Annotated in this window: 32 protein-coding genes; 31 read left to right on the top strand and 1 reads right to left on the bottom strand. The window is 72.9% G+C overall.

Annotation, left to right across the window (positions count from 1 at the left end; all coding sequences use genetic code 11):
* Positions 1-12 precede the first annotated feature (12 nt).
* Complete coding sequence (locus IF06_RS0110765) at positions 13-576, bottom strand: hypothetical protein (protein ID WP_157551484.1); 564 nt, start codon at positions 574-576, stop codon at positions 13-15.
* Between the two features lie 99 nt (positions 577-675).
* Here IF06_RS0110765 and IF06_RS0110760 point away from each other — a divergent pair, with 99 nt between their 5' ends.
* From IF06_RS0110760 to IF06_RS0110610, 31 genes are all read left to right on the top strand, one after another.
* Positions 676-978, top strand: a complete 303-nt coding sequence (locus tag IF06_RS0110760; RefSeq protein WP_152748242.1) for a hypothetical protein — start codon at positions 676-678, stop codon at positions 976-978.
* A 1-nt stretch (position 979) separates the two neighbouring features.
* Positions 980-1,186, top strand: coding sequence for a helix-turn-helix transcriptional regulator (locus IF06_RS0110755; protein ID WP_030270679.1), 207 nt, complete (start codon positions 980-982; stop codon positions 1,184-1,186).
* 191 nt (positions 1,187-1,377) lie between these two features.
* Complete coding sequence (locus tag IF06_RS0110750; RefSeq protein WP_157551482.1) at positions 1,378-1,770, top strand: hypothetical protein; 393 nt, start codon at positions 1,378-1,380, stop codon at positions 1,768-1,770.
* Positions 1,767-2,204, top strand: a complete 438-nt coding sequence (locus tag IF06_RS0110745) for a hypothetical protein (protein ID WP_030270672.1) — start codon at positions 1,767-1,769, stop codon at positions 2,202-2,204. The genes IF06_RS0110750 and IF06_RS0110745 overlap by 4 nt, the downstream gene beginning before the upstream one ends.
* Positions 2,204-2,497 carry a hypothetical protein gene (locus tag IF06_RS34280; protein ID WP_030270670.1) on the top strand — a complete coding sequence of 98 codons (294 nt, stop codon included), beginning with the start codon at positions 2,204-2,206 and terminating at the stop codon, positions 2,495-2,497. The genes IF06_RS0110745 and IF06_RS34280 overlap by 1 nt, the downstream gene beginning before the upstream one ends.
* Entirely contained in the window at positions 2,494-3,135 is a 642-nt protein-coding gene (locus tag IF06_RS0110735; RefSeq protein ID WP_420063437.1) for a sigma-70 family RNA polymerase sigma factor, read from the top strand. Before IF06_RS34280 ends, IF06_RS0110735 begins: the two co-directional genes overlap by 4 nt.
* The gene (locus tag IF06_RS0110730; protein WP_030270667.1) at positions 3,132-3,599 is read left to right on the top strand and encodes a hypothetical protein; all 468 of its coding nucleotides are present in this window, start codon (positions 3,132-3,134) and stop codon (positions 3,597-3,599) included. The genes IF06_RS0110735 and IF06_RS0110730 overlap by 4 nt, the downstream gene beginning before the upstream one ends.
* Positions 3,592-3,801, top strand: a complete 210-nt coding sequence (locus tag IF06_RS0110725) for a DUF6011 domain-containing protein (RefSeq protein WP_030270666.1) — start codon at positions 3,592-3,594, stop codon at positions 3,799-3,801. Before IF06_RS0110730 ends, IF06_RS0110725 begins: the two co-directional genes overlap by 8 nt.
* Positions 3,798-4,055, top strand: a complete 258-nt coding sequence (locus IF06_RS0110720) for a hypothetical protein (RefSeq protein ID WP_030270665.1) — start codon at positions 3,798-3,800, stop codon at positions 4,053-4,055. The genes IF06_RS0110725 and IF06_RS0110720 overlap by 4 nt, the downstream gene beginning before the upstream one ends.
* A complete protein-coding gene (locus tag IF06_RS0110715) occupies positions 4,052-4,597 on the top strand; it encodes a hypothetical protein (RefSeq protein ID WP_030270664.1) in 546 nt (181 codons plus the stop codon). Before IF06_RS0110720 ends, IF06_RS0110715 begins: the two co-directional genes overlap by 4 nt.
* A complete protein-coding gene (locus IF06_RS0110710) occupies positions 4,594-6,066 on the top strand; it encodes a hypothetical protein (protein WP_030270663.1) in 1,473 nt (490 codons plus the stop codon). Before IF06_RS0110715 ends, IF06_RS0110710 begins: the two co-directional genes overlap by 4 nt.
* Positions 6,063-6,257 (top strand): hypothetical protein, encoded by a 195-nt coding sequence (locus IF06_RS0110705; protein ID WP_030270662.1) that lies wholly within the window; start codon positions 6,063-6,065, stop codon positions 6,255-6,257. The genes IF06_RS0110710 and IF06_RS0110705 overlap by 4 nt, the downstream gene beginning before the upstream one ends.
* Positions 6,254-6,433 carry a hypothetical protein gene (locus tag IF06_RS0110700; protein ID WP_030270661.1) on the top strand — a complete coding sequence of 60 codons (180 nt, stop codon included), beginning with the start codon at positions 6,254-6,256 and terminating at the stop codon, positions 6,431-6,433. The genes IF06_RS0110705 and IF06_RS0110700 overlap by 4 nt, the downstream gene beginning before the upstream one ends.
* Before the next feature lie 10 nt (positions 6,434-6,443).
* Positions 6,444-6,764 (top strand): hypothetical protein, encoded by a 321-nt coding sequence (locus IF06_RS0110695; protein ID WP_030270659.1) that lies wholly within the window; start codon positions 6,444-6,446, stop codon positions 6,762-6,764.
* The gene (locus tag IF06_RS32065) at positions 6,764-7,468 is read left to right on the top strand and encodes an Lsr2 dimerization domain-containing protein (protein ID WP_036310615.1); all 705 of its coding nucleotides are present in this window, start codon (positions 6,764-6,766) and stop codon (positions 7,466-7,468) included. The genes IF06_RS0110695 and IF06_RS32065 overlap by 1 nt, the downstream gene beginning before the upstream one ends.
* Positions 7,469-7,471: 3 nt before the next feature.
* Positions 7,472-7,861 carry a hypothetical protein gene (locus IF06_RS0110685; RefSeq protein ID WP_030270656.1) on the top strand — a complete coding sequence of 130 codons (390 nt, stop codon included), beginning with the start codon at positions 7,472-7,474 and terminating at the stop codon, positions 7,859-7,861.
* A complete protein-coding gene (locus tag IF06_RS32815) occupies positions 7,854-8,888 on the top strand; it encodes a hypothetical protein (protein WP_052166152.1) in 1,035 nt (344 codons plus the stop codon). The genes IF06_RS0110685 and IF06_RS32815 overlap by 8 nt, the downstream gene beginning before the upstream one ends.
* Positions 8,881-9,195: a hypothetical protein gene (locus IF06_RS0110675; protein ID WP_030270652.1), complete on the top strand. Its 315-nt coding sequence runs from the start codon at positions 8,881-8,883 to the stop codon at positions 9,193-9,195. The genes IF06_RS32815 and IF06_RS0110675 overlap by 8 nt, the downstream gene beginning before the upstream one ends.
* 114 nt (positions 9,196-9,309) lie before the next feature.
* Positions 9,310-10,533: an HNH endonuclease gene (locus IF06_RS0110670; RefSeq protein ID WP_030270651.1), complete on the top strand. Its 1,224-nt coding sequence runs from the start codon at positions 9,310-9,312 to the stop codon at positions 10,531-10,533.
* Complete coding sequence (locus IF06_RS0110665) at positions 10,526-11,266, top strand: DUF7341 domain-containing protein (protein ID WP_030270649.1); 741 nt, start codon at positions 10,526-10,528, stop codon at positions 11,264-11,266. Before IF06_RS0110670 ends, IF06_RS0110665 begins: the two co-directional genes overlap by 8 nt.
* 37 nt (positions 11,267-11,303) lie before the next feature.
* Positions 11,304-11,783, top strand: a complete 480-nt coding sequence (locus IF06_RS32810) for a hypothetical protein (RefSeq protein ID WP_030270647.1) — start codon at positions 11,304-11,306, stop codon at positions 11,781-11,783.
* Entirely contained in the window at positions 11,774-12,124 is a 351-nt protein-coding gene (locus IF06_RS0110655) for a helix-turn-helix domain-containing protein (protein WP_030270641.1), read from the top strand. The genes IF06_RS32810 and IF06_RS0110655 overlap by 10 nt, the downstream gene beginning before the upstream one ends.
* 563 nt (positions 12,125-12,687) lie before the next feature.
* On the top strand, positions 12,688-13,020 hold the full coding sequence (locus IF06_RS0110650) for a hypothetical protein (protein WP_157551480.1): 333 nt from the start codon (positions 12,688-12,690) through the stop codon (positions 13,018-13,020).
* A gap of 57 nt (positions 13,021-13,077) precedes the next feature.
* Entirely contained in the window at positions 13,078-13,566 is a 489-nt protein-coding gene (locus IF06_RS0110645; protein ID WP_030270636.1) for a phage terminase small subunit P27 family, read from the top strand.
* 175 nt (positions 13,567-13,741) lie between these two features.
* Positions 13,742-15,352, top strand: a complete 1,611-nt coding sequence (locus IF06_RS0110640; RefSeq protein ID WP_198039657.1) for a terminase large subunit — start codon at positions 13,742-13,744, stop codon at positions 15,350-15,352.
* A 17-nt stretch (positions 15,353-15,369) separates the two neighbouring features.
* Positions 15,370-15,654: a hypothetical protein gene (locus IF06_RS33920; RefSeq protein ID WP_030270632.1), complete on the top strand. Its 285-nt coding sequence runs from the start codon at positions 15,370-15,372 to the stop codon at positions 15,652-15,654.
* 2 nt (positions 15,655-15,656) lie between these two features.
* Positions 15,657-16,961: a phage portal protein gene (locus IF06_RS0110630; protein ID WP_052166150.1), complete on the top strand. Its 1,305-nt coding sequence runs from the start codon at positions 15,657-15,659 to the stop codon at positions 16,959-16,961.
* Positions 16,958-17,095: a hypothetical protein gene (locus tag IF06_RS33580; protein ID WP_157551476.1), complete on the top strand. Its 138-nt coding sequence runs from the start codon at positions 16,958-16,960 to the stop codon at positions 17,093-17,095. The genes IF06_RS0110630 and IF06_RS33580 overlap by 4 nt, the downstream gene beginning before the upstream one ends.
* A gap of 5 nt (positions 17,096-17,100) precedes the next feature.
* Positions 17,101-17,784, top strand: a complete 684-nt coding sequence (locus tag IF06_RS33915) for an HK97 family phage prohead protease (protein WP_420063438.1) — start codon at positions 17,101-17,103, stop codon at positions 17,782-17,784.
* A gap of 104 nt (positions 17,785-17,888) precedes the next feature.
* Complete coding sequence (locus IF06_RS0110615; RefSeq protein ID WP_030270626.1) at positions 17,889-19,145, top strand: phage major capsid protein; 1,257 nt, start codon at positions 17,889-17,891, stop codon at positions 19,143-19,145.
* Complete coding sequence (locus IF06_RS0110610) at positions 19,145-19,447, top strand: hypothetical protein (RefSeq protein WP_030270624.1); 303 nt, start codon at positions 19,145-19,147, stop codon at positions 19,445-19,447. Before IF06_RS0110615 ends, IF06_RS0110610 begins: the two co-directional genes overlap by 1 nt.
* The last annotated feature ends 19 nt before the right edge of the window (positions 19,448-19,466 follow it).

Genomic DNA, 19,466 nt, shown 5'->3' with positions numbered 1-19,466 from the left:
TCCCCCGATCGGTCAGGTGGGCCGGGCGACCCGGCGGGCCATCGCGAGCAGGCGCTCGGCGAACGAAGCCCGCTCGTCGACGTGCTGCTGCTGGAGCCGTCGGATCTCGCCGACCAGGTCTGACTTGACGTCCTCGGGCAGATCCGAGGCCATGATCATGCGGATCGACTCTTCGTCCTCGGCGGGCAGATCGCTCGGGACGGCGACGCCCAGATCGTCGTGGCTGTAGAAGCCGACGTCGATGAGTAGCTGCGTGGTGTTCAGGTCGAAGACCCTGGCCACCTCGCGGACGCTCTCCTCACTGACGTCGACCTCTTGCTCCAGCCAGCGACGGACGGTCTTGATGTCGACGCCGACGTCGCGGGCGAACTGTGCCTTGTTGCGGCGCGGGATGGTGTCGAGCGCGGCATTGACGATGCCGGCCCATGCCGCACGGTCGACTCCTCCTCGGCGCATAGAAGCACGATACCGGACACGTATGCCCTTAGAAATGGGCGGACGTGTCCGGGCGTGCGCGCCCGTTTTCACCCCTGGACTCACCGGCCGGGTGATCGTCATGCGTCGATGGCTGGACATGCGGGGAACTGTAGCGGGGCACGCATGCCCTGTAAATGGCGCGAACGAATTCTGCCGGTGCACTGGACAGGGCATGCATGCCCTGTTTAGAGTGCCCTCATGAGTCAGGACATGGATGCCACGGAGCAGGGCGCGCAAGCCGCGATCCGGCTGCGGGAAGAGCAGTTCGACGCCATGACAAGCCTGCTCGGTTACGGCAACGACACCACGCGCGCCAAGCTGATCGGCGTCTGGCCGAAGACCGTGCGCCGTGCTCGCGAAGGCATCATCGGCGAGCGGTTCATGGCCCAGACCGTGGCGGCGCTGGGTCAGCACGCCGACCGGCTGGCCGAGTACAACCTGCGCCCCACGCTGAACGACCTCTTCGAGGTCGTCTCGGCGCGCGCCGACCAGGCGGCCTGAGATGCCGACGACGGCTGCCCCACGCCGGGAGCGGATGGCGTCGCTGGCCGAGGTCGCGGAGTACCTCGGTGTCAGCCCGCAGACGCTCTACAACTGGCGGCACAAGGGCATCGGCCCGAAGAGCCGCAAGGTCGGCGGCCTGGTCAAGTACCGCCTGGCCGACGTCGACGCCTGGCTGGAGTCCCGCAGCCGCGGTGACGCCGGATGACCGGGGTCTCGCTCGCTGCGGGCACCAAGCCCGGCCCGGCCCGACCGGCCGACACCCGGCCGCCGGCCAAACCGGCTCAGCCCGCCAAGCCCGCCAAGCCCAAGCGCAACGAAGGGGTCACGCCCGCTGGAACGGCCGTGACCCCGGAATCCCGTACCCGCACCAACCCACTCAGGAAGGAACTGGTCGAGATGAACAACGTACCTGCCACCCCCGAGGTGGCGCAGCTCCCGCACGTCGAGCGCGCTATGGCCGACGCCGCCGGGCAGGACGCCGTGGTCCGGATCGCCCGCGCCGGCATCCTCCGGGCGATCAGCCGTGAGTGCTACGCCGTGGACCAGGACGCGCTGCCCGCGCCGGAGACGGTGACGGTCCACGGCGACAACCGGGTGTCGCTGCTGTTCGACACGGCCGCCGAGGTGACCGCCTGGGCGGAGCGGCACGGCAACGCCGGCGACGTCCGGGAGACGCACCAGGTCGACCCGGAGGGCCGCCGGTGGCACTTCGCCGCGGCCCGGATCGTGTGGCGCGGTTTCAACGTGTCGCTGGGCGCCGCCGAGCGCACCTCGGCGGTGGCGGCATGACGGCGGCGGAGCGTCCGACGTACGTGCCGGGCGACCTGGTGGCGATCGCCATCCGCCAGGCAACGGTTCTGCAAGTCGGTCAGTCCGGCAACTGGATCCGCGTCTCGGGCGAGGACGGGGCCCAGTACGAGATCCCGTTGCACCACCAGGACGTGACCGTCGAGCGGGTGGCGCCGGCGGAGTGGCCGCCGGTCCTCGGTGACCTGTGGCGCGACTCCACGGGCGACCTGTGGTTCGCGACGCTGAAGGCCGCCCGTGTCGGTGACGACGGCCGTGTCTTCGAGAGCGCCCGGCTGGTGATGGCACCGGCGCGGGAGACGCCGCACCTCTACCGCGAGCAGCGCATCGCCCCGGACAAGCTGCTCAGCCAGTACGGCCCGCTGGAGCTGGTGCACCGCGAGCCGCAGCCCGCCGACCCGGACGGCGACGAGTGATGGCCGCCGACATCCTGGCGGGCATCGCCACGGGCATCCGCGAGGCCGCCGGTGAGGTCGCCGGCCTGGCGCTGATCACCGCCGTGGTCGCCGTGCTTGCCTGGTACGGCCGGCGTCAGGAGGTCCGGCGCGCGGCCGAGCGCCGGGCCCGGGCGGAGGCCCGGCGTCGGCCGCCGGCGCTGGACCCGGCCGAGCTGCCCGACGCGGTGGACCCGTGGCCGGACGCCGACGACGACCACGAGATGTTCCGGCTCAACCGGTGGGACGTGCTGCTGCCGGCGGGTGTGTGGTGACCGCGCGGACGCTGGTGCGGGTGCCGGCCCAGCCGGGCCCGCCGCGCGCCGAGCAGGATCCGGAGGCCACGTGGCACCTGGTCGTCGCGGCGCAGGCCGGTGACCGGGACGCGTTCGGGCAGCTCTACGCCCGCTACCGCGACGTCGTCTTCCGCTTCATCTACTTCCGCAGCGGCAACCGGTTGTTCGCCGAGGACCTCACGTCCGAGACGTTCATCCGGGCGCTGCGCCGGATCGAGACCGTGCAGTGGCAGGGCCGGGACATCGGCGCGTGGTTCGTCACGATCGCCCGCAACATCGTGGCCGACCACTACAAGTCCGGCCGCTACCGGCGGGAGTACATCACCGCCGACGTGCACGACCCCGATTCCGGCATGGACCGCTACGACCGCAGCCTCGAAGGGGATCCGGCCGGGGCCACGGTCGCGCACCTCGTCAACGTGGAGCTGCTCACCGCCGTCAAGACCCTGACCGTCGAGCAGCAGGACGTGATCGTCCTGCGGTTCCTCCACGGCCTCTCCGTCGCCGAGACCGCCGCCGCGGTCGGCAAGAACGAGGGCGCCGTCAAGGCCATCACGTACCGGGCCTGCCGCACCCTCGCGCGGCTGCTGCCCCCCAGCATCCGGGAGACCTCGTGACCACCGACCCGACCACCGCCGCCGTGACCATCGCCGCCGTCCTGGCCGCCGGCCTGACCCTCGGCGCGATCCTGGCCGGCCTGGCCGCCCGTAGCCGCCAGCTCGACGACAGCGACCGGCACGCCCGCGCGTTCCGGGCGCTGCTCGCCCTGGCCGGGGAGACCGTCGACCCGGTCCACCGGGCCCGGCTGATGCGCGGCGCCGCCGACATCTGGGACAACCTGCTCCCCGACGGCATCGCCCTGGAGGTCACCGCCCCGCCGCCCCTCACCCCGGCGTACGCGCACCGGCTGCTCGACGCCTACGCCACCGGCGACCCGATCGACTTCTCCGGCTGCTGGGTGCCCCCGGACATCCAGGGCCGCGTCCGGGCGATCGTCGCCGGCGCCAGCGAGACCACCGCCCGCATCCCCCGCCCGGCCGGCGACGACCGGCTGGCCCGGACGAGGACCAGCGATGGGTGAGCCCAAGAACTGCTCGGAGTGCGGACGCCGTCTCCGCACCGCGGCCAGCCGCGCCCGCGGCATCGGCCCGGTCTGCGAGGCGAAGATCCGCCCGCCGCAGCCCGCGCCGGCCACGCTGCCCGGCCTGTCCGGGCAGCGTGGCCCGGCCGGCCAGGACGGCCCGGACCTGCTCGACACCGACGACGAGGACGGCCCGCAGTGAGCGCCGCGAAGAGCACCCCGGCGCCGCGGCCCTGCCCGACGTTCGAGCCGGACACCGAGCTGGGCACCGACTGGCGCGGCGAGCGGCAGATCTGCCGCAACTGCCGCCGCCCGGGCACGGCGGATGACGCGGCGCACCGCCCGCCGTCGCCCCCGCCCGTCCCGAAGACCCGCATCTCGCCCGCGCTCGCCGCGGCCGCTCAGGCCCGCGACGCCGCGATCCTCGGCGAGCACGACCCGGAGGAGTACCGGTGACCGAGCGCCTGACCGACGACGAGTGGCGCGCGGTGGCCGCGAGCCGGCCCGGCTACGCCACGTACCCGGTCGGCCGGCCGTGCCAGCCGGAGCGCCTCGGCCAGCTGCCGCCGCTGCGGCGGCTCCTGCCGGTGTGCAAGCACGGCTACGTGGCGCTGGTTAACCGCAACGCAGTGATCGTGCACCCGGACGGCGTGCAGTGCCACAACCCGAGGCCCTGGCGCAGCACCAGCACCAGCACCGAGCCCGCCGCGGAGCAGCCCGCGCCAGCCGCGCTCCCCGCGGTCGAGCGCGTCGCCGCGGTGCTCGACGGCCGTCCGCCTGCGACGGACACCGAGCCGCCGCCAGCGACCTTGGCCGCGCTGCCGCCCGCTCCGGTGTTCGACTTCCAGCCGCACCGGCTCGCCCACCGCCGGTGGTGGCAGCCCCGCTGGCACTGGGCCGTCATCGCCGCAGACAACGGCGTACGCCACGGCTACGCCTGGACCGAGGCCGGTGCCCGCCGCCGTACGGCCCGGGTGGCCCGGAGGGCAGCGCGGTGACCGTCGACGAGCTGACCGTGCGGTCCACCGAGCCGGCTGCCCGCGAGCGCGCGGAGCGGATTCGCGCCGGGATCCACAACTACCTGGAGACCCTCGCCGAGATCGCCCTCGCCTGGGAGCGCCGCGACTGGCAGGTACTCGAGTACGCGGACTGGCAGGCGTACGTGGATGGCGAGTTCGGCGCCGACCGGTTGAAGCTGCCCACCGAGCACCGGCAGAAGGCCGTCGCGGAGCTGCGGCTGGCCGGCATGTCCACCCGGGCGATCGGCACGGCGCTCGGCGTCGGGCAGAGCACGGTCCGCGACGACCTCCGGCAACTGAGTGGAACCACTCAGTTGCCGGACAAGGTCCGTGGCACCGACGGCCGGGAGCGCCCGGCGTCGCGGCCGCCGGCCGCCGCCGTACCGCCGGCCCTGGCCGGCCACGGCCCGGCGCCGACCGAGCGGGTGTGGATCGCGGCGGCCCGCAAGGCCATCGCGGCCCATGCGCTCAAGTCGACGCTGCTGACTCGGTGCAGCCGGGCGACCCGCACTGGGCTGACTCTGACCGCCGAGCAGGCGGCTGACCGCTGGCAGGCCACCTGGTGCCAGGTTTGCTGGCCGCCGCAGGAGACCACCCGTTTCGCGGCGGGTGACACGGCCCCGACCGGGCCGTCCGACGAGACCCATGTCCCCCGGGCCTCGCGGGAAGCCGGGGTGGAGATTCGCGACTCCGCCCCGGCGGGCACCCCAACCCAGACGGCCGCCGGCGTCGAGTTCCCGTCGGCGGATGGAGCGGCCGAGACCGACGGCGATACCAGGAGCGTCGCCGTCACCGAGTCCGCTCCAGCTCCCGCCCCACCGGCCGCTTCCCTGGCCGGTGGGGCGGGGGTAAGCCCCGACTCGGAGCGGCCCGGCTGGTGCTGCGGGTCGACCACGCTTGACGACGTGTGGCACTGCCGCGGCTGCGGCAACCACTGGCGCCGCACGTCCACCGGCCCTGGTGCGTCGACGTGCCCGCGCTGTGGCATGGCCGCGGACTGGCGGTCCGTGCCGGTCACCGGCCGACCGTCGTCGGGCGACCTGACGCTGGCCCAGATCGGCCGGCTGCGCGCCGTGTTCGCCTGGGCCCGGGCCGGCCTGGCCAGCCACCCACGCGACCAGCAGGGACGAGGGAAGCCCTGCACCCTCGGCATGGAGTACGCGCCCGGCGAGCCGACCCCGCCGCTGCCGCTCGACGGCCGCGACGGACAGCCCCTCGCGCACGTACAGGTGTCGTGGGACGACGGCGCGCTCTGGGTGTTCTGGCGGTCGGACAAGTACGTCCTGAGTAACGCCGACCTGCCGCCGGTTGACGTCGACCAGTCGATCGACCTGCTCTGCGCGCTCGGGATCGTGCCGGCCCGGTTCTCCCGCCAGTACGTCGCCGGCGTCCAAGACGGACTGCGCCGGGGCTCGGCGATCGACGGCGAACTGGTCGACCAGCGATGACGGCGCCGCTGCTCGCCCGGCCCGGTGTGTGGCTGGTGGCCAGCGCCGCGCTCGGCCGGCCCGTCACCGCCGCCGACAACCCGCACATCTGCGGGACCACGGTGTGGGAGACCAGGTCGGGCCAGCCGTACCGCTACACCAAGCGCGACTGCCCGGCCTGCCCGCCGCGCGCCCCGGGTGGCGAGCGGTGACCCGCGACGAGCTGCTCGCCGAGCTGGTGGTGGAGCGGTACGGCCCGCGGCCGCTCCCGCCGGTCATCCCGGAGCCGCTCGTCCGGCCCGGCGTCGACCTGGCCGCTCCCCCGCCGCCGCGCCGTCGCGGGCACCTGGTGGTGCTCGACGGCGGCACCACCACGAACGCCGCCTGACTGACCTCGCATGAACGGAGACACCCTGATGGAGATCGCCCTGGACACCGACCAGGTGCAGTTGCTGGTCGCCGTCGAGCAGCGCCGCGTCCACGCCGACCCCCGCTACCGCGCGCCGGACTTCGAGCGCGACCCCGGCCCGCCCGTCGTGCTCAAGCGGGCCACCCAGCGCCTCCAGCCGCTCAAGCGCATGCACCTGGTGCAGCTGGTCGACGAGAGCGAGGCCGACCAGTTCGGCGTGCGCCTCTACAAGCTGACCGCCCGCGGGGAGCAGGTCCTGGCCCAGGTCCGCGACATGGAGGCCGCCGCCCGCGCCGAGGCCGGCGCCTGATGGCATCCACCGCGCCGACCATCACCAGCCGCACCCAGTACGAGGTGCTGCGGCTGTTCGCCCAGGGCAAGACCGAGCTGGCGATCGCCGACTACACCACGCTGAACATCAGCGCGGTCCGCCGCACGATCAACGAACTGGCCGCCGGGGATCGGGAGCTGGCCGCCACCGCGGTGGCCGCGTTCGAGCACCGCGCCTCGGCCGTCGCCGCCGCCCAGGGCAAGCCCGGCGTGCCCGGCACGCCCCGGATCACCACCGTGCCCCCGCCCGGGACTCTCCGCCCGCCCGCCGACGCGCCCCGGCCGGCGCCGCCGGCGGACACCCTCGCGCAGCTGCTGCACGACGCCGCCGCGTCACCGTCCCGCCGCGTGCAGGCCCTCGGCGACAAGCTGCGCGCGCTCGTCGACGAGCTGCGTACCGCGCTCGACCGGGAGCAGCAGGCCGCCGAGGCGCAGCGCCGCGTCGACGAGCTGGCCGCGCAGCTGGAGGAAGCCCGCGAGGCGCTCCGCGCCGCGACGGGCCGTCCCGCCCGCCCGGCCACCACGCCGCCCGCCGCCGCCCCGGCCGCCGAGGTGCCACCGAAGACGGTCCGGGAGTGGGCGCGCAAGAACGGCGTGGAGGTGCCGGCCCTCGGCCGGATCCCCCGCACCGTGATGGACGCCTACCTGGCCGCTCACCCGACCACCGAACCCGCCGAGGAATAGACGATGGGCATCAAGCCGTCGCCCGACACGCCCCCCGAATCTCCGATCAACACCGCCGAGCGCATCGCCCCCGCCCCTACGTCGCGCGAAGGCGCGAACCGCACGACCTGGATCAAGCACTACGCCGCCCGAGCGCTCGCCTGCTGGGCCACGTTCCGCGCCGAGCACCGGATGTGCCTGTGCATGGCGCCACTGTGCAGCGACGCGGACTCGCAGGGCCGGCCGTACGGGCTGTGCGTGGGCTGCGGCCACCGCCGCCAGTTCGGCGCCACCGCGGCGCTGCTCGCCCGGATGCGGATGCTCACGGCGATCCCGGCCGGCCAGCGTGACCCGGCCACCTACGCCCGGGTCTGTGACATGGCGCGGGCAGAGCGGGAGGCGAAGCATGGCTGAGGACGCCCGGCCGGAGCCCGGCCAGGATGACGAGGCCGCATGCCTCCGCCGGCAGCTCACCTCCCACAAGGCCACCATCAAGGCTCTCAACGAGCAGGTGGCCACCGCCCACAACGCCCTCCGCAACCTCGCCCGGGCGTACGCCGACGCGGTGCCCGGCGCCGCGGAGCCGGGCGTGGCCGAGCAGGGCTGCGATGACTGCTCCGTCGAGCCGGGCGAGCGGCACCGGTACGCCGGCTGCCCTGGCAACGAGCGGGCCGCGGCCCGGGGGCAGGACGTCTTCGAGGGCCTCCTGGCGAACGTCGGCCGCAGCCTCTACTCCGCCGTGGACGACGCCGAGCGGGCCGAGGCGATCGAGATGCTGCTGGACGGCTGGTATGCGGCGTGGCCGGACAGCGCGGTGACGAGCCCGAGTTACCCGCTGGCCACCGAGCTGGTGCGGCTGCTCCGCCCTCGCCCCCAGGGCGATCTCGCGGACCGGTTCGCTGCCGCCCTCAAGTGGCTGATGCGCATCAACAGAGGCGAGGGCGTTCCCTCGGCCACGTGGGACGTCTGGGTGACCCTGCTGGCCGAGCACGCCGCCAGCGCCGGGCCGATCGAGACGACGTTCCCCGGCACCATCTACGAGGTGCTGGCCGAAGTGCTGGCCGAGCGGCGGCGGCAGGACGCGAAGTGGGGCGAGCAGAACCACCCGGACGCTCACCCGGACATCCTCGGCCGGCTCACAGATGGGGCTGGCGAGTGGTGGGGCGAGCCCGCCGAGGTAGCGCGGCGACTGTCGGAGTACTACGAGATCCCGGTGGCCTCGCGTGCTCGCTACAACTGCCGGCAGGAGGCCGGCCACCACGGACCCACCTGGGTGGGTATCGCCATTGAGGAGATGGCCGAGGTCCTGGAGGCCACCGTCAGCGACCCGGCCACGTTGCGCGCCGAGTGGGTGCAGCTCGCCGCGGTGGCGGTCGCCGCCGTGGAGGCCAACGACCGTCGGCTTGAGAACGGCGCCGCCGAGGAGGACAGCCGTGGCTGAGATTGTCCGCTTCGAGCAGCGCAAGGTGACCCGCACCTGCTCCCAGGCGTGGGGCGACGGCGAGCCGGAAGTCGTAGAGGAAACAGCGGTCGTGGTGCGCAGCATCCACGGCAGCGACGCCAGCGTCATCCGCGACTTCGCTCGGGCACTCGACGCCGCTGGCGCGCCCGGCACCACACTGATCGAGCACCAGACCAACGGCGGCCGCCTGGTGCGCCTGACGGCGCGCTGGACCGAACGCCCCGACCCGCCCGAGCCCCTGGACGTGGCCTCGGAGCCTCCGGGCGCACCGGATCCACCTGCGTAGCGGCGCGTCTGCCGTTCCGCCGTCTGCTCAACCTCGGCGCGGCCACCCCAGGCGGTGGCCGCGCCGAGTGCTACCGGGAGAACCATAGATGTTGATCACTAAGGGGGTGGCTGCGTGGCGTGGCTGAAGTCGTCCGACAACAGCAACCAGCACCCCGCCGTCCTCGCGCCCCTCGCCTGGGCGCGCGGCCCGGACGACGACCTGGACGGCTGGGACCTGCGCCTGCCCGCCGTCGCCGGCCTCGTGTGGCTGTGCGCCACCTACTCCGCCGGACAGGAGACCGACTACGTCGTCCCGGACGGCACCGTCGCCCTCTACGGCGGCCCGCAGTGGCAGCGCCTCGCCGCGTGGGCCGAGCGGGCCGGCTTCTGGACCCGCATCGACGGCGGATGGCTACTCGCCGACGACTCCGAACACCTGTTCCACATCCGCCTACGCGCCGAGATCGAGTGGGAGCGCCAGCGCAAGAACGACAACGGCAACCCGATCCTGACCGTCCCGGTCCGGCTCCGCGACGGTGACGCCTGCCGCTACTGCGGCCGCATCGTCAACTGGGACGCCCGCACCGGCGCCCTCGCCGGAACCTACGACCACCGCCACCCCGGCCAGGCCGCCCGCGGCCCCGACGACCTGGTGGTCTGCTGCAACCACTGCAACGGCCGCCGCGGCAAGGACCCCCAGCCCAACCGCTGGCACACCCTGCCCGCACCCACCAGCCCCTACTACGGCAAGACCACCGTGGAGCACCTCGCCAACCACGGCCACCAGGTGCCCCTGAGCACCGGCCCGCGACCCCCGGCACCGCCCGGCGGACCCCGCATCGACCCCGCGCGACCCGACACCCAGCCGGACCCCGCGCCCACCCCCACCAGGCGACCCGGCACCCAGCCGGACAACGCCACCGGCGACCCGGCACCCAGCCGGACCACGCCCACCCACCGGGCAGCAGCCAGCCACCCGGCACCCAGCGCGACCCCGGCCCCGGGACACCGCGCTCGCACCACCAGCGCGACCCCGGCACCACCGCCGGGACACCGCGCTACCCGCGCGACCCCGGCCGCCGACCCGGGACACCGCGCACCGCGCGACGGCACCACCGCCACACCGCGCAAGCAAGATCAACACACCCGGCCGGACCCCGGCCGGAAACCGGCCGGATCGTCAGGACCCAAGCCTCCAACGGCCAGGGCCCCGGGTCGGGTCGGGACGGGACGGGACGGGTCGGGCGCTCCCGACCCCTCCCTCCCGACCAACCGCAAAAGAGGAAGACGAGCCCGCCGCGCACGCCCTGGCCCCCCGCTCACTCCACCGCGCCCTGAGGACCACCACCATGGCTGACCAGACCACCAACACCCGCCACCTGGTCGTCGCCGAAATCGCCGGCTACGCCCACGAGCTGGCCGACACCTACCGCACCCAGACCCCCGCCTACACCCGCACCCGAGGCGGCCGGATCAAGCTCACCGGCGTCCACTCCACCGAGCAGGACGGGCTGCTCGTCCAGCTCGCAGACGCGGCCGCGTACGGCGTCACCTCGCCCGACGACGTCCAGGGCGCCCGCCCGGTCCCGCAGTCCCGGCCCCCCGGCACCTGGGAGGCCCTCGCACTGCACGCCACGATCAGCACCGACGCGGCCCGGTGGACGGCCAACCTGGGCCTGGGTCACCGCGACACGGTCCAGGCCACCGTCCGGCAGCTCGCCGCGGCGGCCGCCGAGCCTCGCGTCCTGGACGACGTTGTGGCGGCCGCGCTGGCCGGGGCGATGCGGCGGTGGCACGTGCGGGCGCAGGCCTTGATCGGGTGGATCAGCGAGCCGTACCGGCCGCGGGCGACGTGCCCGGTGGTGACGTGCGGCCGCCGGGACACCCTGCGCGTCAACGTCGTCCGGCGGGCGGCGTACTGCGCCGGCTGCCTGTCGATCTGGGACGACAGCGACGGCAGCATCCGCGTGCTGGCTCAGCACATCGAGGCGCAGACCACCAGCCGGGCCGTGCAGGCCGAGCGTGTCCGGTCCGGGCACGCGGGCCGCGGCGGCGCCTGGTCGGTACGGGAGGGCAACAGCGGTGAGTGAGCCGACCCCGCCTCGGGCTGGGACCGGAGATGAGCGGTTGATCCGGCAGGCCGCCGTCGACAACGCCATCGACGTCGCCCTCGGCACCCGCCGCGACGCCGCCGTCCGCCTGCTGCACACCGCCCGCCGCGAAGGCTGGAACGTCGACCTCGTCGAGCAGGCCCTCACCGACTGCGCCGACCGGGTCGAGTACTACCGGGACGCCTGGGCGCACGTGAAGGTCGACGGGGAACGCCGCGAGCGGGAGGCGTCTGCCCGCGCCCTCGACTGCGCCGAACACGGCCACATCATCGACGGCCTGGAGAAGCAGCTCGCCTCCGCCGACAACTACGGCCGCTCCGCCGACCGGTCCCGCCGCGGATACATCGGGGGCGTCACGCGCCTCGCCGAAACCATCGACCGGATCCGCAAACGCATCGCCGACGGCGACACCGACGGCATCCCCGCCCTGCCCGAGTTCCTGAACACCCTCGCCGAATACCTCGACAGCGTCCAGAAGGAGGCCCGATGGCGATGACCAACGACCCCGACCTGAACCGCGTGCCCGGCTATCGGCACGTCCGCGCACGTGTCACCAACGGCCCACCCGAGGTGACCGGCGGCATGTGGCGCATCCGCGAATGGCGCCGCCAGGCCGGCCTCACCCAGGAGCAGGCCGGACGGCTCCTCGGCATCAAGGGCCAGCGGGTGTGCGTCTACGAGACGGGCCGCGCGGCGGTGCCGTTCAGGGTGCTCCTTGCGATCGCCGTCCTGAGTCAGCCCGCCGAGGGGCAGACCGCGAGCAGGGCCGCGCAGGCCAAGCGGGTCCGATCCGGGCACGCAGGCCGCGGCGGCGCCTGGATGAGCGAGAACCCCTGAGCGGCGCGTCGGAGAGCCTCAGCTTGCCAAGATGTCCGATTCCGGTGCATGATCGCGGTGCAGGATTCTGCCTGCACCACGATCTACCGTTTGCGCGTACGGCGCATGACAGTGTCGGGCACCAGCCCGGCCCGGCGACCGCCCCGGCCCCCGTCCGGGGCGGTCGTCGTATGCGGGGGTGAGTGGATGCCGACCCGGGCGCCGAGGCGGTGCACGACGACGGGCTGCCGAGGCAGGCCCGGTGACGACGGCGGGAAGTGCCCCGGCTGTCGAGGCCGGTTGGCCCGGGCCGCGGATCAGCGCCGGGGCAGCCCGGCGGAGCGTGGCTACGACCAGCAGCACCGTGACGTCTTCCGCGCTGGCGTGCTGGACCGGGATCCGATCTGTGTGCTGTGCGATGCGCGGCCGAGCGTGGTGGCTGACCACTGGCCGCTGAGCCGCCGGGAGCTGGTGGCGCGAGGGCTGGACGCGAACGATCCGGATCGGGGTCGTGGGTTGTGCCAGCCCTGCGATCGGGTGGACAAGGCGAAGCGTCAGCCGGGCGGCTGGAACAGGAGGAGACCATGACCCATCCACTGGTGCCGGCCGAGCCGTCGATCACGATGCTGCCGTGTGCGGGCCTGGTGGTCCAGCCAGGCGACACGCTAGTGGTCGGGCTGGCGGGCAACCCCACGAACGCCGTGGCACGCCAGGCGAAGGAGCAGCTGGAAGCGATGCTGCCCGGTGTGACGGTGGTGCTGGTGGCGACCGTCGCGACGATGGCGGTCTACTCGCCGCCCATGACGGACGTCGCCGACTGGGACGGTGAGCAGGGCATCCGTTCGGTCAGTGTCGATGCCCCGGCGGGAGGGGCGGGTCGAATCTCTGCTGGTGAAGGCCCGTCTACCCCGCGCTGAGGTGCCTTTTCACGCTGACGAGTTTCGACATTCGCCGTATCCGGGGAGGTGTCCACAGTGGGCAGTCGTGGTCCGAAGCCGGCGCCGACCGCGTTGAAGCTGGTTCGGGGCACCCGGGCCGACCGGGTGAACACCGACGAGCCGGTGCCGTCGCCGGCCGTGCGTGAGATCGAGCCGCCGGCGTGGCTGGGTGACGAGGCGGTGGCGATCTGGGAGGAGTACGCCCCGGACCTGATCCGCAAGGGTGTGCTGACGGCCTGGGACGTGGAGGCGTTCGCGGTGACGTGCGACGCCGCGGCGCGACGGCGCAAGGCCGCCGAGGCGCTCGCCGCTGAGGGCGAGGTCGTGCAGCTGCCGGTGTTCGACAAGAACGGCAAGCAGACCGGACACCGGGTCACCCGGAACCCGTGGACGGTGGTGCTCGGCCAGGCCGACCGGCAGTTGCAGAGCTGGGCGGCGCGGTTCGGGTTGACGCCGTCGGACCGGGCGCAGCTGACGGGTGGGGATGGCCGGCGTGACCCGCACGAGGACCTCCTCACCGGCTAGCGCGCCGCGGTCGCGGTCGCGGGCCCGGCCGGGTCCGGTTGACGATCCGATCCCGGATCACGACAAGCGGTGGCGGCCGCGTGATCGCAAGGGCCCGGTCTGCGGGTACACGTTCCGGGACACCAGCTGCGCGAAGAAGGGTGCGCACTACTGCCAGCCGCGGGCGGACCGGGCGGTGGCGTTCCCGGCCGAGCTGCTGCGCCACATCAAGGGCCCGTACCGGCGTAAGCCGTTCGTGCTGCGTACGTGGCAGGAACACGAGATCATCCGGCCGTTGTTCGGCGAGGTGATCTGGTCGTCGGAGTGGCAGCGGTACGTGCGCCGGTACCGGCGGGCGTTCATCATCGTCGGCCGTAAGAACGGCAAGAGTGAGATCGCGGCGGCCATCCAGTTGCTGCTGTTCGTCGGCGACGACGAGGAGGCCGCCGAGGTCTACAACGCGGCCAAGGACACCAAGCAGGCGGAGAAGGTGTTCGGTCCGGCGCTGCGGATGGTGCAGCTGTCCCCGGTGCTGGCGCGGCGCCTGAAGTATTACAAGAACGAGCGCCGGCTGGTCGACGAGAAGTCCGGGTCGATCTACGAGGTCATCACCTCCGACGCGAAGGGCGAGCTGGGCCACAACCCGCACGGCTTCAACCTGGACGAGGTGCTGTCGCAGCCGGACGGGTCGCTGTGGGAGGCGATGGACACCGCCGACGGCGCCCGCGAGCAGGAACTGCTGTTCGCCACCTCCACGGAGACCGACGAGCCCCACTCATTCGGTGCGTCGCTGATCGACGAGGCGGAGAAGGTCCAGGAGGACCCGCGGCGCGCCCCGCACGTGTTCACCTTCATCCGCAAGGCCCCGGCCACCGCGCAGGAGCTGGCGCGGCTGCACCGCGTCTTCAAGGGCCACCCGCACCTGCCGGTGTCGACCGATCCGTGGGATGAGCGGAACTGGAAGTGGGCCAACCCGGCTCTCGATCAGTTCAAGAGCCGGGAGGCGCTGCGCCGGCACGCTTTGGCGGCGAAGACGAACGCCGCGAAGGAGAAGGCGTTCCGCCAGTTCCAGCTCAACCAGCGGGTCCAGCAGCTGTACCGGTATATCCCGCTGGACCTGTGGGACGCCAACGCCGGCGAGCTGGCGGCCAACCCGACGTGGCGTGACGGGCAGCTGGCCGGCCGTAAGTGCTGGGCCGGTCTGGACCTGTCGAGCAAGTTGGACCTGACGGCGTGGGCGTTGCTGTTCGATGACGGGTCGATCCGGTGGCGGTTCTGGGTGCCCGAGGCGGTGGTGCCGGGCCTGTCGGAGCACACCGACGGGGCGTTTCAGCAGTGGTGCGACGCCGGGTGGATCACGGTGACCGAGGGCAACGTCATCGACTACACGTCGATCTACGACGGGATCGAGGAAGACCACGCCCAGTTCGCGATCGCCGACGTCACGTACGACAAGTGGTCGGGTGAGCCGGTGCGGCAGGAGATCGTCGAGCGCACCGGTCTGGAGTGCTACGAGTCGTCGACGACGTACGACCGGATGACCGGGCCGATGACGGAGTTCACGCGGGCGCTGCACGCCCGGGAGTACGCGCACGGCGGTAACCCGGTGGCCCGGTGGATGGCCGAGCACCTGAAGGGCAAGAGTCCGGCCGACGATCCGGACCGGGTGCGGCCGGTGAAGCCGGACCGCCGCAAGGAGCACGTGCGTATCGACGGCATGCCGGCGCTGTTCTTCGCCATCGACGGGCAGATGCGCGGTGGTGAGGACGACGTCCTGGACTACCGCGGCCTGGCCACGGTCGGCTGACCCCCTGGGAGGGACCTGTGAGCGAGGAAACCACGACCGAGGCCGTCCCGGCCGGCCGGGACGGCCTGGTGGCCGCCGCGGCCCGGTCCGCCGGCGCGCGGGTCGCCGCCGGCGTCGACCGGGTCGACCTGGTGGTGCTGGCCGGGCTGGTGCTGCTCGGCGTGGGCCTGGCCCTGTGGTGGTCGCTGGGGGTGGCGCTGTCGGTCGTCGGCGCGCTGGTGTTCGTCGTCGGGATCGCCGCGGCGCTGCCCGCGGCCGCCGACGGCGCGCCGGACGCGCGGCGGCGTGGGGCCGGGAGCTGACCGTGGGTTTCTTCCGCTCGGTGCTGTCGCAGCGGGCGTCCTCCACCGGCACGTCCGGGGTGGCCACCCCGGAGAAGTGGGTGGAGGAGTGGTTCACCGGCGGCTCGTCGACGGCGTCCGGCCCGTGGGTGTCGGAGGACACGGCGCTGCACTACAGCCCGTTCTTCGCCGGGGTGAACGCGATCGCCACCGACGTCGGGAAGCTGCCGCTGCCGCTGTACGAGCGTCTCGATCGGGGCAAGCGGCGGGCCCGGGAGCACCGGGTCTACCAGGTGCTGCACGACCAGCCGAACGAAATCATGCCGCCGATCGTGTTCAAGCGGACGCTCCAGGGGCACGCGTTGACGTGGGGCACCGGGTACGCGCACGTGCTGCGCAACGGCGCCGGTGAGGTCACGGAGGTGTGGCCGATCCGCCCGGACCGGATCACCCCGGAGGTCAAGCGCACCGGCCCCGGGAAGCTGACCGTCGCCTACCGGTACGACGACGACGTCAACGGCATCTACACCCGGCTGTTCCCCGACGAGGTCCTGCCGATCGGCGGGCTCGGCTACGACGGTATCCGCGGCTACAGCGTGGTGAAGCTGGCCCGGCAGTCCATCGGGATGGGCCTGGCCACCGAGCAGTTCGGCAACAGCTTCTTCTCCAACGGCGCCCGCCCGGGCGGTGTGCTGAAGACGGCGAAGAAGATGTCGCCGGAGGGCCACAAGCGACTCCAGGCCGACTGGGAGAACCTGCACCGCGGCCTGGACCGTGCGCAGCGGGTCGCGATCCTCGAAGAGGGCCTGGAGTGGCAGGACATCGGCATCCCGCCGGAGGATGCCCAGTTCCTGGAGACCCGCAAGCTGCAGGTCAACGAGATGTGCCGGTGGCTGCGCCTGCCCCCGCACAAGATCGGTGACCTGGAGCGGGCCACCTTCAGCAACATCGAGTGGCAGTCGCTGGAGTACCTCCAGGACACCCTGCTCGGCTGGCTGGTGACCTGGGAGCAGTACACGAACATGCGGCTGCTCACCGAGCGGGAACGGCCGCGGTTCTTCGCCGAGCACATCGTCGACGCGATCACCCGGGGTGACCTGAAGTCCCGCTACGAGGCGTACGCGATCGGCCGGAACTGGGGCTGGCTGTCCGGCGACGACATCCGCGAGCGGGAGAACGAGAACCCGCTGCCCGACGGCCGGGGTGAGACGTACCTGGTGCCGCTGAACATGCAGCCGGCGCCGGCCCCGAACGACCCGCCGCAGCCGGGGCGGGCCTGCCCGGTGCACCCGGGCTGCACCTGCAACGCGACGGAGCACACCACGTGAGCGACGAGCAGCCCACCCACGACCAGGACCGCGACGACGACGGGCGCGGCCGCCGCCAGAGCCGGCCGCGGGCGGACCGGCAGCAGCCGGCCGCGCCCCGCGACCGCCAGGCACGACCGGAGGTGAACCGGTGAAGAAGATGGCCTTCCACCGGGCGTTCATGGTCCGCGACACCACCGCGGACCCGGACGGCCCGCTGCGGTTCATCGGCGCGACCGAGGGCGAGAAGGGCGACGGCATCTCGCTGAAGATGGACGGCGCCCGCCTGGACCGGTACCGGGCGAACCCCGTCTTCGGCTACGGCCACCGCTACTGGGGCCGGGATTCACTGCCGATCGGCCGGTCGGTCAAGACCGAGGTCGACGACAAGAAGCGGCTGATGTTCGACATCGAGTTCGACCGCAAGGACGACTTCGCGGCCACCGTCGAACGCAAGTACCGCGACGGGTTCCTCAATGCCGTGTCGATCGGCTTCTCGGTCTTCGAGTGGGAGGACCCGAAGACGCAGGACTACTGGCGCGGCGGCGTGGCCGTGGACTGGGAGCTGTACGAGCTGTCGTCGGTGCCGCTGCCGATGGACCCCAACGCGGTGGTCGAGTCCGGCCGCGCCGGCGGTCTGGCCGTCGACGAGCAGCTGCTCGACAGCGTCCGCGGTCTGCTGCACCGGCTCGACGCCGACAGCATCGCCGCGCTGCGGCAGCTGCTCGACCGGACCGGCCAGCCCACGTCGTCCGACCCGGCCCCGCCGGCGCCGGCCGCCGAGAGCGGCGGCCGCGCCCTGGACACCGTTCGCCGCCGCCTCCAGATGGCCGGCGCGCTGTAGACCGCCGGCGACGGCGGGGCCCGGGAAGCCCCCGCCCTCGCCGGCCTGCAGCACCTCCGCCCCCTGCCGGGCGGCAGTCACCACACCCGAGAAAGGACCACGGAGTGGACATCAACGCCAAGCGGCAGGAGCGCGCGGGCCTCGCGAAGCAGGCCCGCGACATCCTCACCGCCGCGGAGAACGACGGCGGCCGGAACCTGACCGCCGAGGAGTCGTCCAAGTTCGACCGGCTCATGGAGCAGGTCGACGGCTGCGACGCCCAGATCGAGCGCGAGGAGAAGCTGCGCGCGAAGGAGCGGCGCATCAACGACGAGCCCGGCGACCAGCCCGGCCGCGGCGACGACGACCGCGACGGCGGGGAGCGTAACGGCCCCGACGGCAGCGGCGACGCGCAGATGCGCGCGTTCCGCCAGTACCTGATCGGCGGCCGCGCGTCGCTGTCGCCGGAGCAGTCCCGCACGCTGATCGCCGGCTCGGACCCGGAGGGCGGCTACCTGGTCGCCCCGCAGCAGTTCGTCACCGAGCTGGTCCAGGCCGTCGACGACGCCGTGCAGCTGCGCGGCCTGGCCACCGTGCACCGGCTCACCGAGGCCGCCAGCCTCGGCATCCCGACGCTGGACACCGACATGAACGACGCCGAGTGGACCAGCGAAGTCGGCACCGGCAGCCAGGACGACGCGCTGCGCCTGGGCAAGCGGGAGCTGACCCCCAACCCCCTGGCGAAGCGGACCAAGATCTCCCGCAAGCTGCTGCGGCTGACCGCGAACCGGGCCGAGAACCTGGTCCGCGAGCGCCTGGCCTACAAGTTCGCCGTCTCCGAGGAGAAGGCGTACATGGTCGGTGACGGCAACAAGAAGCCCCTGGGTGTGTTCACGGCGAGCAGCGCCGGCATCCCCACCTCCCGAGACGTGGAGATCGGTACCGGTGGCGCCATCCCCACCGCGGCGGGCAGCTTCACAGTCGCGGATCAGCTGATCGACGCGAAGTACGCGCTGAAGGCCGCCTACTGGCGGCGGGCCCGGTGGCTCTACCACCGCGACCTGGTCAAGACGATCCGCAAGCTGAAGACCACCGACGGGCAGTACATCTGGAAGGCCGGCCTGTCCGACCAGCCGGACACGATCCTCGAGGTCCCCTACGTGGTGTCGGAGTACGCCCCGAACACCATCACCGCCAACGGCTACGTCGGCATGATCGCCGACTTCAGCTTCTACCACATCGCCGACGCCCTGAACCTGGAGATCCAGCGCCTGGTGGAGCTGTACGCCGAGGCCAACCAGGTCGGGTTCATCGGCCGCCGCGAGGTCGACGGCATGCCGGTTCTGGCCGAGGCGTTCGTGCGCCTCAAGGTCAAGGCCTGATGCTGCCGTTCACGTCGCTGTCCCAGGCTACGACCGCCCCGGCGGTGGGCGTAGCCCGGGACCTCGAAGCCTCGCTCGGCAACCACACGATGCTCCTGACCGTGACCGGGTCACCGACGTCGTGGCAGGTCGCGCTGGAAGGTTCCCACGACGGACAAACGTGGTTCTTCCTGAACGCCGGCGGCAGCTCGTCCGGGCCCCTCGTTCACGCAACCCAGGTGGTCCGGCACATCCGGGCCAGACTCAGCTCCCTGACCGGCGGCGAATCACCATCGGTCAGCGCCACGATCGCCAGCGTTTAGGCGAGGAAGGAAAACGAGA

The organism is Micromonospora globosa, assembly GCF_000717585.1.
In the GTDB taxonomy this organism is placed as follows: Bacteria; Actinomycetota; Actinomycetes; order Mycobacteriales; family Micromonosporaceae; genus Micromonospora; species Micromonospora aurantiaca.
This window is presented reverse-complemented; position numbering and strand designations above follow the sequence as displayed.